A 14,365-nucleotide genomic window follows, 5' to 3' on the forward strand; every position below is an offset into this window, starting at 1 on the left:
GCATTCCGTTCCGCAGCACGGGGACGCAAAGCCGAACACCTGGGCGCATCGCCATGTCACGAACGAAGAAATTCCGCGGGCAAAGCCTTACATGGCGGTCGAATTCGCCTCAGCACGATTTATTCCACAATGGACTGTTGTGTTCGGACGAGCGAGCCGGGGCGGCACTCATCGATCGGGAAGCGGCACGGACGCAGGTGCGCTACGAACGCTGGAGCGGGCCGTTACATCGTCACCTTCGGTCGCATCGATCACCTCCGGCCACGTCGGACCAACCGGCCCGGTGACGTCCGCGACGGCGTTGCGTGTCGAAAGGGACGCGCGGGAATACCGCGATCCCGAGCTCGTTGTTCTCAACCGGGGAAACCATCTCCGGAACCGACAGGAGGAGTGACCGTGGAGTACCGCCAGCTGGGACGTTCCGGTCTGCGCATCTCGACGCTGACGCTGGGCACGATGACCTTCGGCGGGGAAGGCATGTTCGGCAACCTGGGCAACACCGGCGTCGAGGGCGCCAAGCGGCAGTTCGGCATGGCCCGCGACGCCGGGGTCAACCTCATCGACACGGCGAACATGTACTCGACCGGCGCGGCCGAGGAGATCGTCGGCGAAGCGATCGCGGGCGAACGGGACGACTGGCTGCTCTCGACCAAGGTCCGGATGCCGATGGGCGACGGCCCGAACGACGCAGGGCTCTCCCGCCACCACATCATCGGCCAGGCCGAGGCCAGCCTGCGGCGGCTGCGGACCGACCACATCGACCTCTACCACGTGCACGAGTGGGACGGGCAGACTCCGCTGGAGGAGACGCTGGAGGCGCTGGACACGCTGGTGCGCTCCGGCAAGGTCCGCTACCTCGGGGTGTCCAACTACGCGGGCTGGCAGCTGATGAAGGCGCTCGGGGTGGCCGACCGGCACGGCTACCAGCGGTTCGTGGCGAACCAGATCTACTACTCGCTGGAGAGCCGGGACGCCGAGTACGAGCTCGTGCCCGCATCGATCGATCAAGGATTGGGAATCCTGGTGTGGAGCCCGCTGGCCGGTGGGCTGCTGTCCGGCAAGTACCGCCGGGGGCAGCAGGCCGCCGAGGGCAGGCATCTGTCCGAGGAGTGGAGCGAGCCGCCGGTGCGCGACGAGGACAAGCTCTACGACACCATCGAGGTGATCGTGGACATCGCCGCCGGGCACGGCGTCTCCCCTGCGCAGATCTCGCTGGCCTACCTGCTGCACAAGCCGGGCGTGACCTCGCTGGTGATCGGCGCGCGCAAGGACGAGCAGCTGCAGGACAACCTCGCGGCCGCGGAAGTCCGGCTCGGCCGGGACGAGCTGGCGCGGCTCGACGAGGTCAGCAAGCCGTGGCTGGTCTACCCGCACTGGCACCAGGCCAACACGGCGACCGATCGCTTCGGTGCGCCGGATCGGGCGCTGCACGGCTGAACCTCCTCGACGGGCTCGGTGGTCGTTTCACCGATCGGGTGGCCGGGAATCCCGGGCGTACCAGGGGTTCCCGGCCACTGAGCTGCTGAGGCTCGTGCCGGACTCCCGGCGCGCGAAGGAGGCAGCAGATGTCGTTCACCGAGTCCGTGCTCGTCGCCGCACCGGCGGACAAGGTCCGGCGCCAGTGCGCGGAACCGAGTTTCCTGGCCAGGGTGTTCCCTGGGCTGACCGGGGTCCGCCGCGTCGGGGACGGAGTGTTCCGGTGCGGGCTCGACTTCGAGGGGATGCCGACCGACGCCGAAGTCCGGGTCGAGGAGACCGGCGGGCGCACTCGCCTGCGCGGTGCACAGCCGAGCTACGAAATCCTCGTCGACGTCGCCCCGCAGCAACAGCGGCGAACCGACATCAGCATCCGAGTCGACTTCCGGCCGCAGACCCGCACGCAGCACCAGCAGATCAACCGCGCGGTCCGCGACGGCCTCGCGCAGATCAAGGTGTTCCTGGAAACCGAACCGGGCGTGCCGGAGTCCCGGCGCGGGGAGCGCGACCCGCTGCTGCACACCGGCCCGCGCATCCCGCCGGACACGCCGCGCTGAGCGGAACCGGTCACGGCGGATGCTGCGGGCGCCCGCGGAGGAACCTGCGATGATCGCTTACCGAGAATTCGTCGACGGAGTCCGGAAGAAGGCCGAACTGGCCGATGCCGAAGAAGCACGGCGAGCCACGATCGACGTGGTCGCCGCACTGGTGCAGCACTTGGACGGGGCGGACCGCGAGCAGCTCGCCACGGTGCTGCCAGGCAAGCTGCGCGAGGACGTCCCGTGGGATGCGCCGCTGCGCTCCGGTGATCAACCGGCGGACCTGGCGCAGGAGGTCGGCGGCCAGGCCGGGGCGCCGCCGGAACGCGCTCGCTACCTGACCCAGGCCGTGCTCTCCCAGCTCGCGGCTCAGGATCCGGACGTGGCGAAGTCGTTGCAGCACCGGTTGCCCGGCGATCTCGGCGTGCTGTTCGCGCCGCCCGGTGGCGGTCCGCCGCCGGAATGGGCGGCGGCGGGAGCCGATGATCGGCCGCGCCCGTTGGATCAGGGCGAGCTGGAGCGCACCTTGCGTTCGCTACCGGGCTGGACGGGCACGACCACCGGGATCACCCGGGAGGTGAGTCTGCCCGCGGACCGGCTCACCCCGCTGCTGAACCAGGTGAAGCAGGCGGAGAAGGATCTCTCGCACCACGCCGCCATCGAGGAACGCTCCAGCGGAGTGCTGTTCACGCTGCGCACACGCTCGCTGGATGCGGTCACCGAACTCGACGTGGAGCTCGCGCGGCGCATCGACGAAGCGGTCGGCGCGGTCGGCTCCGGCGGTTGACGACCGCGCCTGTTTCAGGAGCCCGCAACCAGGTACGTCGCGTCAAGCTCGCTCGCCGCGGCGGCCGGCTTCCTGCACCCAGGGTTCCTGGCTCAGCAGCTCGCCGAGCCGGCGCACCGCCCGGTACTGCAGCGCGCGCACCGCGGCCGGCTCGCGCCCCATCTTCGCCGCCGTCTGGTCCACGCTGAACCCGCAGGCGAACCGCAGCACCAGGCAGTGCCGCTGATCACCGCTGAGGTCGGCCGCCCGCGACCACAGCCGGTCGGCCATCCACCGGTCCAGCACGCGGTCTTCCAGCACCTCGCCGCCGAACCGGTTCGGGTCGAACTCGCCGGTGACGACCTCGCGGCGATGCCGGGCGGACTTGACGTGGTCCAGCAGCAGGTGCCGGGCGATCGTGACGAACCACGCGCCCGGATCGCTGCTGCTGCGGCGCACGGTGGCGATGCTGCCCAGCGCCCTGGCGAACGTCTCGTGCACCAGGTCCTCGACGGTGCTGAAGTCCGCGATGCGCGCGCACAGGAAGTTGCTGACCCGATGCCGGTAGCTCTCGTAGAGCTCGCCGAAAGCGGCCGCGTCGCCCTGCTTGGCCAGCTCCACCAGCTCCCACGCGCGGTCGCCGGAAAGCGCTTCCGGCGCCGCCGCCGCGGCGGTCATGCTCCCGCTCCGGCGAGCCGGGCGGGCCGGGAAGCGGCGATCCGGCGCTTGTCCCGCAGGATCGCGGGCAGCGCGAACGGCGTGTAGCGCAACGGCCACGGCAGCGCCCGCAGCACCCCGCCGACGAGGCGGCCGAACCGGCGCAGTCGGCGTTCCTGCTGGGCGCTCCACTGCAGGCCCATTCGCTCGCGCAGCTCCGGCGGCATGGTGCCGATGGTCGTCATCCGCACGATCCGGCCGAACGGACGGCCGATCGGCGCCCACAGCAAGCGCGGTATCCAGCGGTACGGGCGCGGTGGATCGGAGATGCTCTCCAGCACGTCGTAGGTCGACTCGGTGGCTTCCAGCCGGTTGCGCACCACGTCCCGGAACCACACCTGCGCACTCGCCCAGTCCGCGGGCATGTGGTGCTCCTTGAGCTGCAAGGCGCGGCCGATCGCGCGGAACTCCTGCCACATCCGCTCGGTCTCGGCCGGGGTCATCGGATCGCCGAACAGCTCAGCGGTGTCGACCACGAACTGCGCGAGGGTGAAGTGCACCCACGCGTACGCCTCCGGGTTCAGCGCGTGGTACCGGCGGCCCCGGCCGTCGACTCCCTTGATGTCCTTGTGCAGTTCCCGCAGGCGGGAACCTTCCGCGTCCGCGCCCGGTCGCATCCCGTAGATGAACCGCATGGTGGACAGGTGGGTGTTGACCAGCCGCTTCCACGGGGCGTTTTTGAAGTCGGAGTGCTCCAGCACGCCTGCGCCCACCACGGGGTGCGCGACCTGCAACAGCAGCCCGGTGCCCGCGAGGAACAGGCCCGGTGCGAGCCCGAATCGGCGCCAGGTCTCCGAATCCGCTCCGGGAAGCGGCGGGTGTTGGGCGGTTCCGTGCACTGCGCGCCTCCACGATCGCCGATGATCAGGGACGGGATGGGGACCGGCCTGGTGCCGCGGCGTCCGCGACACCGTGCGAATCGCGATTAACATTAGGCTCGATCGAGTTCGCCAGTCAAGAACGAGAGCCGTTGTGCTGGCTGCGAAATCCCGGGCGTGTAAAGTCGTTCCGCGATCGCGCGGCGAGCAACGGAGGGATCACCATGACGGCTCCGCGACCTTCTGCGCGGCCCCCTGCCACCGCCACGCGGCGGCGCACGCACGACCGCAGGGCGCAGATCTCGGCGATCGCGGCCGAGCTGTTCAGCGAACGCGGCTACCACGGCGTCGGCCTCGGCGAGATCGCCTCCGCGGCGGGCATCACCGGCCCGGCGATCTACCGGCACTTCCGGAACAAGCAGGACATCCTCGCGCACGCCGCGCAGGAGTTCGCCGATTCGCTCAACGCCTGCGCCGAGCAGGCCGACCAGGAGTCCGGCGACGACGAACAGCGGCTGCGGGCGATCGTGCGGGCGGTGGTGTCGCTGGTGGTGCACCGCCGCGGCAGCATCCGGCTGTACCAGTGGGAGAACAGGCACCTCGACGCCGACGACCGCGCCCAGGTCGATCGCAAGCTGCGGGCGCTGATCGCGGTACTCGCGAACCGGCTGCGGGCGCTTCGCCCGGAATTGCCGGAACCGTCCGCGCGGCTGCTGTCGTCCGCGGCGCTGAGCGGGATCGCGAGCTGGTCCACGCACCGGGTCTCGCTCAGCGACCGCGTGGCGGAGGAAGCGCTGCACTCGATCGCCTCGGTCGTGCTGGCCGCCGAGCCGCCCTCCCCCGAGCGCAAAGCCGTCGCACCCGCCGTCGGCGGCGTGCCCGAACTCGCCGCACGGCGGGAAAAACTGCTCGCCGCAGCCGTTGTGCTGTTCCGCGAGCGGGGGTTCCACACCGTGAGCATGGAGGAGATCGGCACCGCCGCGGGGATCAACGCCTCCAGCGTCTACCGGCACTTCGCGGGCAAAGCGGATCTGCTGGCCGCGGTGTACTACCGAGCGGCCGACCGGCTGGCCGTGGCCACCGGCCGGGCCGTCGAAGGCGCCGCCGACGAGGAGACGGCGCTGCGCGGTCTGGTGGCGGCCTACGTCGAGTTCGCCTTCGACAACCGGGACCTGCTCGCGGTGTACCTCTCCGAGTACCGCAACCTGCCCACCGACGACCGGCACGCGCTGCGCCGCGCGCAACGCGACCACATCGGACAGTGGATGGCGCTGACCGAGCACGTGCGCGAGCCGACGCGGGCGAACCGGTTGCAGGTGACGGTGCAGGCCGCGTTGAACATCGTCAACGACATGGCGATGGCCGGTTCCCGGATCGGCGGGCAGGAGCAGGCGCGGTACCTGGTGCTGGCGGTGCTGCACTCGGCTTGACTCGTGCAGGGCCTGACTTGTGAGGGGCCTGACTTGTGAAGCGCCGCTCGCGCCACCGGGATGATCTCGGACGCTCCCGGTCAGCTGCGGATACCCGACTTCGGAACAGCTTCCAGCAGGCTTGTCTTGTTCCCAAGTTAATCGCCATTTACAGTTCACGGCATGACGCGGCACGGTCGTCGACCGGCCGCGCACGCCCTCGAAGCGGCACCGGCGCCCCCGGAAGGAAACCCATGCCACGAGTCCTCACCGATGAGCGACGCGACTTCGTCGACGCCATCGCCGAGTTCTGCCGCCGCGAGTGCGGCACGAAGCAGCAGCGCGACGAGCTGACCGGCGGCGGGCAGCACCCGCACAACCAGCAGCTCTACGCCAAGATGGCGGAGCTGGGCTGGCTCGGGGTCTCGCTGCCGGAGGAGTACGGCGGTGCCGGGCAGGGCATGACCGAGCTGTGCCTGTTCCTGGAGGAGACCGCCTACGGCCGCGCGCCGATCGGCGGCTTCGCCACCACGATCATCTCCGCGGCCGGGTACGAGAAGTTCGGCTCGCCGCAGCAGAAGGAGAAGGTGCTGCGCGGCGTGGTGGACGGCCGCGTCGAAGCGGTCTCGATGTCCGAGCCCGCAGCGGGTTCGGACGTGGGCGCGCTGGCCTGCAAGGCAACCCGGACCGACGGCGGCTGGCTGATCAACGGCCAGAAGACCTGGTGCTCCAACGCGCACATCGCCGATCACATCCTGCTGATCGCGCGCACCACTCCCGGCGGCACCAAGCACGAGGGCCTGACGCAGTTCATGGTGCCCGCGGACGCACCGGGGCTGCAGATCACCGGCATCGACACCATGGGCGGCCGGGAGGTCAACGACCTGTACTTCACCGACTGCTTCGTGCCGGACGAGGCCGTGGTCGGCAAGGTCGACCAGGCGTGGAAGCAGCTCATGGCCGGGCTCAACCTCGAGCGGATGATCCTCGCGGCGCTGATGCTGGGCACCGCCCGTCGCGCGTTCGACGACACCGTGGCCTACGTGTCCGAGCGCGAGCAGTTCGGCAGGCCGATCGGTTCGTTCCAAGCGTTGCGGCACCGGATCGCCGACATGGCAACGGAATTGGAGTGCGCCCGGCTGCTGCTGGACGACGTGGCGCGGCAGATCGACGAGAACCCGGGCAAGACGTTCCCGCGCGAGGCGTCGATGGCCAAGCTCAAGTGCACCGAGCTGGCCAAGCACGTTTCCCTGGAGGGGATGCAGATGCTCGGCGGTTACGGCTACGCCACCGAGTACGGCATGGAGGCGCTGCTGCGCTCCACCGTGGTGTCCACGGTGTACGGCGGGACCAGCGAGATCCAGCGCGACATCATCGGCAAGACCTACGGGCTGTGAATCGGGAGGCGCGATCATGACCAGGACAACGACGTCCGCGGGCCAGGCAGGCGAGGCGGGCCGGGCAGATGAGTCGGCCCGGGCAGGTGAATCGGCGCAGCTGGTCTCGACCGATCCGGCCGACGGTTCGGTCGTGACGACCTTCTCCGTCGACGGCCCTGCCGAGGTCGCCGACGCGGTGGCACGGGCGCGGGAAGCCGCCGCGTGGTGGAGCGGGCTGGACTTCGCCGGTCGGCAGCGCTGCCTGCTGCGATGGGCGGCACACCTCACGCAGCACGCCGACAAGCTGACGGAGCTGACCCGCCGGGAGAACGGCAAGCCGCTCGACGACGCGTACCTGGAGCTCGTGCTGACGCTGGAGCACATCCGCTGGGCGGCCAAGAACGCGCGCTCGGTGCTGCGGTCCCGGTCGGTCTCACCGGGACCGTTGATGTCGAACTTCGCCGCCAGGGTGGAGCAGCGGCCGCTGGGCGTGGTCGGCGTGATCGGGCCGTGGAACTATCCGCTGTACACGCCGAACGGGTCGATCGCCTACTCGCTCGCCGCGGGCAACACGGTGGTTTTCAAGCCGAGCGAGCACACGCCCGCCGTGGGCCGCTACTTCGCGGAAGCCTTCCACAAGGCGAATCCCGAGGCACCGCAAGGCGTGCTGGCCACGGTGCAGGGCGCGGGCGAGACCGGGGCGGCGCTGTGCCGGTCCGGTGTGGACAAACTCGCGTTCACCGGCTCCAGCCCCACCGGCAAGAAGATCATGGCCTCGTGCTCGGAGACGCTCACTCCCGTCCTGGTGGAATGCGGCGGGAAGGACGCGCTGATCGTCGCCGACGACGCCGACGTCTCCGCCGCGGCCGAGGCCGCGGCGTGGGGCGCGGTGTCCAACAGCGGGCAGACCTGCGTCGGGGTCGAGCGGATCTACGTCGTGCGCGCGCTGCGCGAGCGGTTCGTGGAGGCGCTGGCCCGCGAACTGCGCGGCGTGCGAGCCGGCGAGTCGTACGGCCCGATGACCGTTCCGTCGCAAGTGGACATCGTCCGCGAGCACATCGAGGACGCTTGGTCGCACGGCGCGAAGGCCGTCGTCGGTGGCAGTGATTCGGTGCGCGCACCGTTCGTCGATCCGGTCGTGCTGGTCGACACCGATGAGGATTCCGCTGCTGTGCGGGAAGAAACCTTCGGTCCGACGATGACGGTGCGCACCGTCGACTCGGTGGACGAGGCGGTCGAGCTGGCCAACGCGACCAGCTACGGACTCGCCTCCACGGTCTTCTCCCGCAACCGCGGGATGGAGATCGCCCGCCGACTGCGTGCCGGGGCGACTTCGATCAACTCGGTGCTCGGGTTCGCCGGTATCGCCGGATTGCCGTTCGGCGGGGTCGGTGAATCCGGTTTCGGGCGCATCCACGGATCCGAAGGACTGCTGGCGTTCTCCCGCCCGCACTCCATCGCACGGCAGCGCTTCGCCGTTCCGGGCATGGCGTTGATGAGCTTCCGCCGCAGCGCCGCCACCATGCGCATCATCAAACGCGTCATCGCGTTCCGCCACGGCCGGGCCAAGTGATCGACTCGGCTGATCTCCGCCGGTGGACGGACCCGTCCGGACGGGACCGGTCCGTCCACTCAGGAGTCATCTCAGTGTGGTTTTCGGGCCTTGTCTTGTCAGCGGCGAAGCCGCTGAGGTTCCGCTACGCGAATCATTCTGAAAGAACTCTGCTGGCCGGGATCACTTCGGGGCAGCGACCACGTAATCTTCCTGCAGCGGTTGCGCGTTGAGGAAACGCCGTACGGTGTCCTGGATTCCGGCGGCATACCGCTGCTGGGCTTCCAGGCTCGTGCCGGAAACGTGCGGCGTCATCGCGTGTCCCGGCATGGTCCGCCACGGGTGGTCGGATGGCGCGGGCTGCGGATACCACACGTCACCCGCGTATCCGCCGAGATGCCCGTCGTCGAGTACCCGCACCAGGGCGTCGGTGTCCACGATCTGGCCGCGCGCGATGTTCACCAGCCACGAACCGGGTTTCATCGAGCGCAGCCGTTCCTCGTTGAACAGGCCCCGGGTCTCGTCGGTCAACGGGCAGGAAAGCACGATCGCATCGGACTGGTGCACCAGGTCGTCCAGGTGCTTGTAGCGCGCCGCGAACACCGATTCCTCGGTGGAACTGCGGCGGTGCTTGGTGTTGTACAGCACCTTGACGTCGAAACCCTTGAGCCGCAACGCGATCCGCTGCCCGATCTGGCCCATGCCGATGATTCCGACGGTCTTGTCCTCCAGGTCGTGCGAACGCGCCGCGATGTCGGCGATGTCCCAGCGCCCGTCCAGGACCTGCTGGTAGGCCGGGATGTAGTTGCGCACCAAGGTGAGCAGTTGCATCACGGCGTGCTCGGCCACGCTGACCACGTTGCTGCCGGTGACCTCGGCGACGGTGATCCCGTTGCGGGTGGCGGCATCGGCGTCGATGTGGTCCGAGCCGACACCGGCGGTGAGCACCAGCTTCAGCCGCTTCGCCCGGTCCAGGGCGTCGGCGGAGAGGTAAGTCGGCCAGAACGGGGTCGTGATGAACACGTCCGCGTCCGGGAGGTGCTCGCGCAGCGCCTCATCCCGGTCGCTGAGCGCCACGAGCTCGTGCCCTTCCGACTCCAGCAGTTTCGTCAGGCCCAGTGCCCCTTCGGTGCTGCCGAGCAGGTCGAGCCCGGAGTGGTCGACGTGCCGCTCGGTGGGGCCGGGGTAGAGCACAGCGACGAACTTCACGGCCGCCTCCTTCGGATTCGGCTTCATTCGCGCCCCGGGTACCCGCGCACCGGCGATCAACACCGGACGGCGGCGGGAAAGTGCTGTGGCATGCGGCGTGCAGGTGTCCGAGGACTCAGCCCGACCACCTACGCAAACCGCTTCCCGAACACTCTTCAGGTCAACCGGAGTCGCAATGCCGTGTTGTCCGGTCGTCGGAACCCCATGGACTCGTACATGCGGACCCCTTCCGCGGTGGCGTTGAGGTTGATCACCCGCGCAGGTGTTTCGGCTTGGAACCAGTCGAGCAACGCCTGCAGGCACGACTTCGCGTAGCCGCGCCTGCGGTGTGCCGGTTCGGTGCTCATGTTGAGCACCCGGCCGTGCAGCCCGGCGTGATTGCCGGGACCGGGCGGGACCGGCTCGCACAGGCCGACCGCGCAGCTGACCACTCCGCCCTCGGGGTCATCCACCACGAACGCGGCGAACTCCCCCGGCCGCCGCAGGCGGTCGGTGAACCACTCGCGGGCAGCGGCGCGCCATTCGACGTCCGAGACCGCGACGCCCATGTCGGCGAGCATCCGCACGCGCAACCGCAACAGGGAATCGACGTCTTGCTGGTGCGCTCTGCGCGCTTCCGGACGATCGGACATGCCGAGCACGCTGCCGCGGATCAGATCGCACCGCAACGGTCATTCCCTTTTTGACCATCGCTCTGCTAAGCGGCTGCAGCACGATCGGCACCACCAACCCGCCGCCACGCAGGTCATTCCGAGCAGAACCTCACGCCAGCGCGCCGATGAACGAAGCCGCCGGTGCGAGCCGGGGCAGCAGCGTCGCCTGGTAGGCGTGGTAAACGTCCGGCTTGCCTTCCCAGACGGTGTCGGCCGGTCGGTTGTGCTCGTCGAGCTCGTGGTGCCACGAACCGGACTCGCGGTCGACGAAGAAGTGTTCGGCGTGCGCAGCCCACTCCTGGAACCACTGCGCGTACTCCTGCTCGCCGGTGACCTGGTGCAGCGTCCAAGCGGTCGCCATGGCTTCGGCCAGCACCCAGTGCAACCTGTTGCGCACGACCGGCGTGGCGTCGAAGTCGGTGGTGTAGACGAAGCCTTCCGCGCCGTCGGCGTTCCAGCCGTCGCGCACCGCGGTGGCGAACAGCTCACGCGCGTCCTCGAGCAGCCACCCGGGCGCGGCTTCGGCCAGCGCGACTCGGGTGTGCAGCGCCAGCCGCGCCCATTCCAGCAGGTGGCCGATGGTCACCCCGTATGGCCGGAACGGGTCGGCGGGCTTGTCCCGGTTGTACTCCAGCCGCACGTTCCAGCGCGGGTCGAAGTGCTCCGGCAGCCGCCAATGGTGCTCGCGGGCGAAGCCGTGCACCACGGCTTGCACGATGCGCGCGGCGCGGTCGGACCAGACCCGGTCGCCGGTCACATCGGCCGCGGCCAGCATCGCCTCCACGGTGTGCATGTTCGCGTTGACGCCGCGGTAGTCCTCCAGCTCGGTCCACGTGCGGTCCCAGGAGTCCGCGACCAACCCGGGCCCCTCCTCCCAGAACCGGTTCTCGACGACCTGCAGCGCGTCCCGCAGCAGCTCGCGGCCACCGTCGGCGCCGATCGCCGCAGCGCTGGCGGCGGCCAGCACGACGAAGGCGTGCTCGTAAGCGCCCTTGTGCGCGGCGACGGGCCCTCGAGCGTTCGCCGATGCGAACCAGCCACCGTGTTCGTCGTCGTGCAACAGCCCGCGCAACGCGGCGACGCCGATGTCGACCTTCTCGCGCAGCTCATCGCGCCCCTGCGCGACGGCCAGCGCGAACACGTGGGTCATCCGGCAGGTGATCCACGTTTCCACCGGCCGGTCGGCGACCGGCCGGCCGGTTTCGTCCAGCCAGGCGAACCCGCCGTCGGGGTGCGCGGCCGCGTCGGCGAAGGCCAGCAGCCGTTCCGGCTCGTTGCGCACCCACTCCGGCACCTGCGGTTGCTCGGTCACGACGCCACCCTCCGATTCTCCAGCGGTCCGGCCGAACAGCTTGGCACATTCCGGCGGCCCGCGGGAGGACGCCTCCCGGCTGACTCCTCCACAGTGGACTCTCGCGTCGAACCGGGGTCTCGCGCGTCGAGCCCGCACCGCCGTGATCGGGGACCATGTTGGCCGTGTCCAGCCGCCCGACGTTCAACAGAATCCCGCTGCACCGCGTCGCCGCGCGCGTGCGGCACGCCCTGCGACGCGTGCTGCTGGCCTCGGTGACCGCCGGGCTCGCGTGGTGGATCGCCTCGCTGCTGCTGAGCCCGCCTGCGCCGATCTTCGCCCCGATCGCTTCCATGGTCAGCCTGGTGGACGAACCCGGCGCGCGGGGCCGCCGGGCGTTCCGAGTCATCGGCGGTGTGCTGACGGGCGTGGCGGTCGGCGAAGTGCTGGTGCGCTACTTGGGGGTCGGGCCGTGGCAGCCCGCGCTGGCGGTGCTGGTGGCGACCTTGCTGGTCACCACGGCCAGCACCAATCCGCTGCCGATCATCCAGGCCGGGGTGGCCGCGCTGCTGGTGATCGCGCTGCACGCGCCGCAGACCGGGTTCAGCAGGCTGTTCAGCGCGCTCATCGGCGGGGCACTGGCGCTGCTGGTGAGCCAGGTGCTGGTCACTCCGAGCCCGCTGACGATCCTGTCGAACTCGGTGTGCGCGGCGCTCTCGCCCGCCGCGGAGGGCCTGCGCGGTGCCGCGGACGCGCTGCGGCGAGCCGATCCGGAGGCGGCTTGGCAGAACCTGGAACGGGTCCGCCGCGGCCACCACGAGCTCGCTGCGTTCGAAACCGCCCGGCAGTCCGCGCGGGCGCTGGCCCGGCAGTCCGTGCGCGGCCGGCGGCAGCGGGCCGCGGTGCTGACGCTGGACGAGCACCTGGCCGGAGTCGACCCGGTGCACACCGACTCGGTGCTGGTCGCGCGCGCCACGCACAAGCTGCTCGCCCGGCAGGACGGCGCGCCGGACTGGCTGGTCCAGGTGGTCGACGACCTGGCCGAGGCGGTGCGGACCTTCTGCGCGGCCCCGCTGGCCGACCGGAACCGGGAGAGCGCCCGCGAACTCGCAGCCCCCGCGACGCGGATCGACCCGACGGGGCTGCCGCCCGGCTCGTCGGAGCTGGCCAGCGAGATCCGGCTGGTCGCGCGAGACCTGCACGAACTGGCGAGGGGGCCGGAAGGCGGCTAACGGGTAGCTGCCACTCGCCTGCGGGTGCCGCGCTCATCGCACGAACGGAGCAAGATTCGCGGCCGGACTCGCCGATTCGGTACCGAAGCCCGGTGCCCGGCAGGTAGAAATCCGTCTCGTGCAACGACTGATCACCGCGCGCGAGGTCCTGGCCGGACCGGTCGGGCAGCGCATCAAGGACGGCGCCGTGCTCATCGACGGCGACACGATCACCGCGGCGGGTCCGCGGGAGGAGATCGAGCGCGCGGCCGATGACGACGCACTCCGCTCGGACCACCCGCGGCACGCGATACTCCCCGGCTTGATCAACTGCCACGTGCACCTGGCGTTCAACTGCGGGCAGCACGTGGTCGACGAGCTGCGCGCCACCGACGACTCCGCGCTGCTGCTCGGCATGGCCGGGCGAGCGCAGCAGGCCCTGGCCTCCGGTGTCACGACGGTGCGCGATTTGGGCGACCGGGACGGGCTGGTGTTCCAGGTCCGCGCGGCCGTCGAACGCGGTGAGCTGCTCGGCCCGCGCATCCTCGCCGCCGGGCCGCCGCTGACACCGCCGCTCGGGCACTGCTGGTTCCTCGGTGGCGAAGTGGACGGTCCGGAAGCGATCCGGGAGCGGATCCGGCGCAACGCCGCGCTCGGTGCCGACGTCATCAAGGTCATGGCCTCCGGCGGGTCGCTCACCCCGGAGTCGGTGTCCATGCGCGAGGAGCAGTTCGGCGTCGCGGAGCTGAAGCTGATCGTGCGGGAAGCCCGCGACGCGGGACTTCCGGTCGCGGCCCACGCGCACGGGTCGGACTCGATCGCGGCGGCCACCGAGGCGGGCGTGGACACCATCGAGCACTGCACCTGGATGCGCACCGGCGGCGAGGGCCACGACCGGCGCGACGACGTGGCCCGCGCGATGGTCGAGCGCGGCGTGCGGGCCTGCGTGGCGACACCCGCGAAGTGGCGCGAATTCATGCAGGTCATCGGCCCGGCAAGTGCCCGCAACGTGGTGCAGCGGTTGCGCTGGATGGATGACCTCGGCGTGCCGCTGATCACCGGAACGGACGCCGGAGTCAGCCACCGCTCCGGTTTCGGGGATTTCGTCGAGGCGCTGGAACTCTACGAGCACGTCGGTTTCCCGCTGGAGCGCATCATCGAACTGGCCACCACGGGCAGCGCCACCGGGATCGGCCAGGGCGACCGGATCGGCCGCATCGCCCCCGGCTACGCCGCGGACCTGCTGGTGGTCGAAGGAGATCCGCTCAGCGATCTCGCCGCCTTGCGCGAAATCCGGCTGGTGCTCACCGCGGGCCGCGTGGTGCCGCTGCCGTAGTCCGGCTCG

13 protein-coding genes are annotated in these 14,365 nt (G+C 70.3%); 8 read left to right on the top strand and 5 right to left on the bottom strand.

Annotated features, from left to right (window positions below; all coding sequences use genetic code 11):
• The first annotated feature begins 396 nt into the window (after positions 1–396).
• From INP57_RS08280 to INP57_RS08290, 3 genes are all read left to right on the top strand, one after another.
• The gene (locus INP57_RS08280) at positions 397–1,437 is read left to right on the top strand and encodes an aldo/keto reductase (protein ID WP_200069512.1); all 1,041 of its coding nucleotides are present in this window, start codon (positions 397–399) and stop codon (positions 1,435–1,437) included.
• Between the two features lie 128 nt (positions 1,438–1,565).
• A complete protein-coding gene (locus INP57_RS08285) occupies positions 1,566–2,033 on the top strand; it encodes an SRPBCC family protein (protein WP_200069513.1) in 468 nt (155 codons plus the stop codon).
• 49 nt (positions 2,034–2,082) lie between these two features.
• Positions 2,083–2,802, top strand: coding sequence for a DUF2267 domain-containing protein (locus INP57_RS08290; RefSeq protein ID WP_200069514.1), 720 nt, complete (start codon positions 2,083–2,085; stop codon positions 2,800–2,802).
• A gap of 42 nt (positions 2,803–2,844) precedes the next feature.
• On the opposite strand, the gene INP57_RS08295 is transcribed toward INP57_RS08290, so the two are convergent.
• Both INP57_RS08295 and INP57_RS08300 read right to left on the bottom strand, forming a co-directional pair.
• Positions 2,845–3,459: a sigma-70 family RNA polymerase sigma factor gene (locus INP57_RS08295; protein ID WP_200069515.1), complete on the bottom strand. Its 615-nt coding sequence runs from the start codon at positions 3,457–3,459 to the stop codon at positions 2,845–2,847.
• A complete protein-coding gene (locus INP57_RS08300) occupies positions 3,456–4,337 on the bottom strand; it encodes an oxygenase MpaB family protein (protein ID WP_307849964.1) in 882 nt (293 codons plus the stop codon). The genes INP57_RS08295 and INP57_RS08300 overlap by 4 nt, the downstream gene beginning before the upstream one ends.
• 203 nt (positions 4,338–4,540) lie before the next feature.
• Between INP57_RS08300 and INP57_RS08305 the strand changes: the two genes are divergently transcribed.
• The 3 genes from INP57_RS08305 to INP57_RS08315 all read left to right on the top strand — a co-directional run bounded on the left by INP57_RS08305 (position 4,541) and on the right by INP57_RS08315 (position 8,677).
• Positions 4,541–5,746 (top strand): TetR/AcrR family transcriptional regulator, encoded by a 1,206-nt coding sequence (locus tag INP57_RS08305; RefSeq protein ID WP_200069517.1) that lies wholly within the window; start codon positions 4,541–4,543, stop codon positions 5,744–5,746.
• A 233-nt stretch (positions 5,747–5,979) separates the two neighbouring features.
• Entirely contained in the window at positions 5,980–7,122 is a 1,143-nt protein-coding gene (locus tag INP57_RS08310; RefSeq protein ID WP_200069518.1) for an acyl-CoA dehydrogenase family protein, read from the top strand.
• Positions 7,123–7,138: 16 nt separating this feature from the next.
• On the top strand, positions 7,139–8,677 hold the full coding sequence (locus tag INP57_RS08315) for an aldehyde dehydrogenase family protein (protein WP_200069519.1): 1,539 nt from the start codon (positions 7,139–7,141) through the stop codon (positions 8,675–8,677).
• Positions 8,678–8,839: 162 nt separating this feature from the next.
• On the opposite strand, the gene INP57_RS08320 is transcribed toward INP57_RS08315, so the two are convergent.
• The 3 genes from INP57_RS08320 to INP57_RS08330 form a co-directional block, all read right to left on the bottom strand.
• The gene (locus tag INP57_RS08320; RefSeq protein WP_200069520.1) at positions 8,840–9,865 is read right to left on the bottom strand and encodes an NAD-dependent formate dehydrogenase; all 1,026 of its coding nucleotides are present in this window, start codon (positions 9,863–9,865) and stop codon (positions 8,840–8,842) included.
• A 155-nt stretch (positions 9,866–10,020) separates the two neighbouring features.
• A complete protein-coding gene (locus tag INP57_RS08325) occupies positions 10,021–10,497 on the bottom strand; it encodes a GNAT family N-acetyltransferase (protein WP_200069521.1) in 477 nt (158 codons plus the stop codon).
• Between the two features lie 130 nt (positions 10,498–10,627).
• Positions 10,628–11,830, bottom strand: a complete 1,203-nt coding sequence (locus tag INP57_RS08330; protein WP_200069522.1) for an AGE family epimerase/isomerase — start codon at positions 11,828–11,830, stop codon at positions 10,628–10,630.
• Positions 11,831–11,994: 164 nt separating this feature from the next.
• On the opposite strand from INP57_RS08330, the gene INP57_RS08335 reads away from it, so the two are divergent.
• Positions 11,995–13,041 carry an FUSC family protein gene (locus tag INP57_RS08335; RefSeq protein WP_200069523.1) on the top strand — a complete coding sequence of 349 codons (1,047 nt, stop codon included), beginning with the start codon at positions 11,995–11,997 and terminating at the stop codon, positions 13,039–13,041.
• A 118-nt stretch (positions 13,042–13,159) separates the two neighbouring features.
• The gene (locus INP57_RS08340) at positions 13,160–14,356 is read left to right on the top strand and encodes an amidohydrolase family protein (protein WP_307849965.1); all 1,197 of its coding nucleotides are present in this window, start codon (positions 13,160–13,162) and stop codon (positions 14,354–14,356) included.
• Positions 14,357–14,365: the final 9 nt, after the last annotated feature.

This window comes from Saccharopolyspora galaxeae (assembly GCF_016526145.1).
In the GTDB taxonomy this organism is placed as follows: Bacteria; Actinomycetota; Actinomycetes; order Mycobacteriales; family Pseudonocardiaceae; genus Saccharopolyspora_C; species Saccharopolyspora_C galaxeae.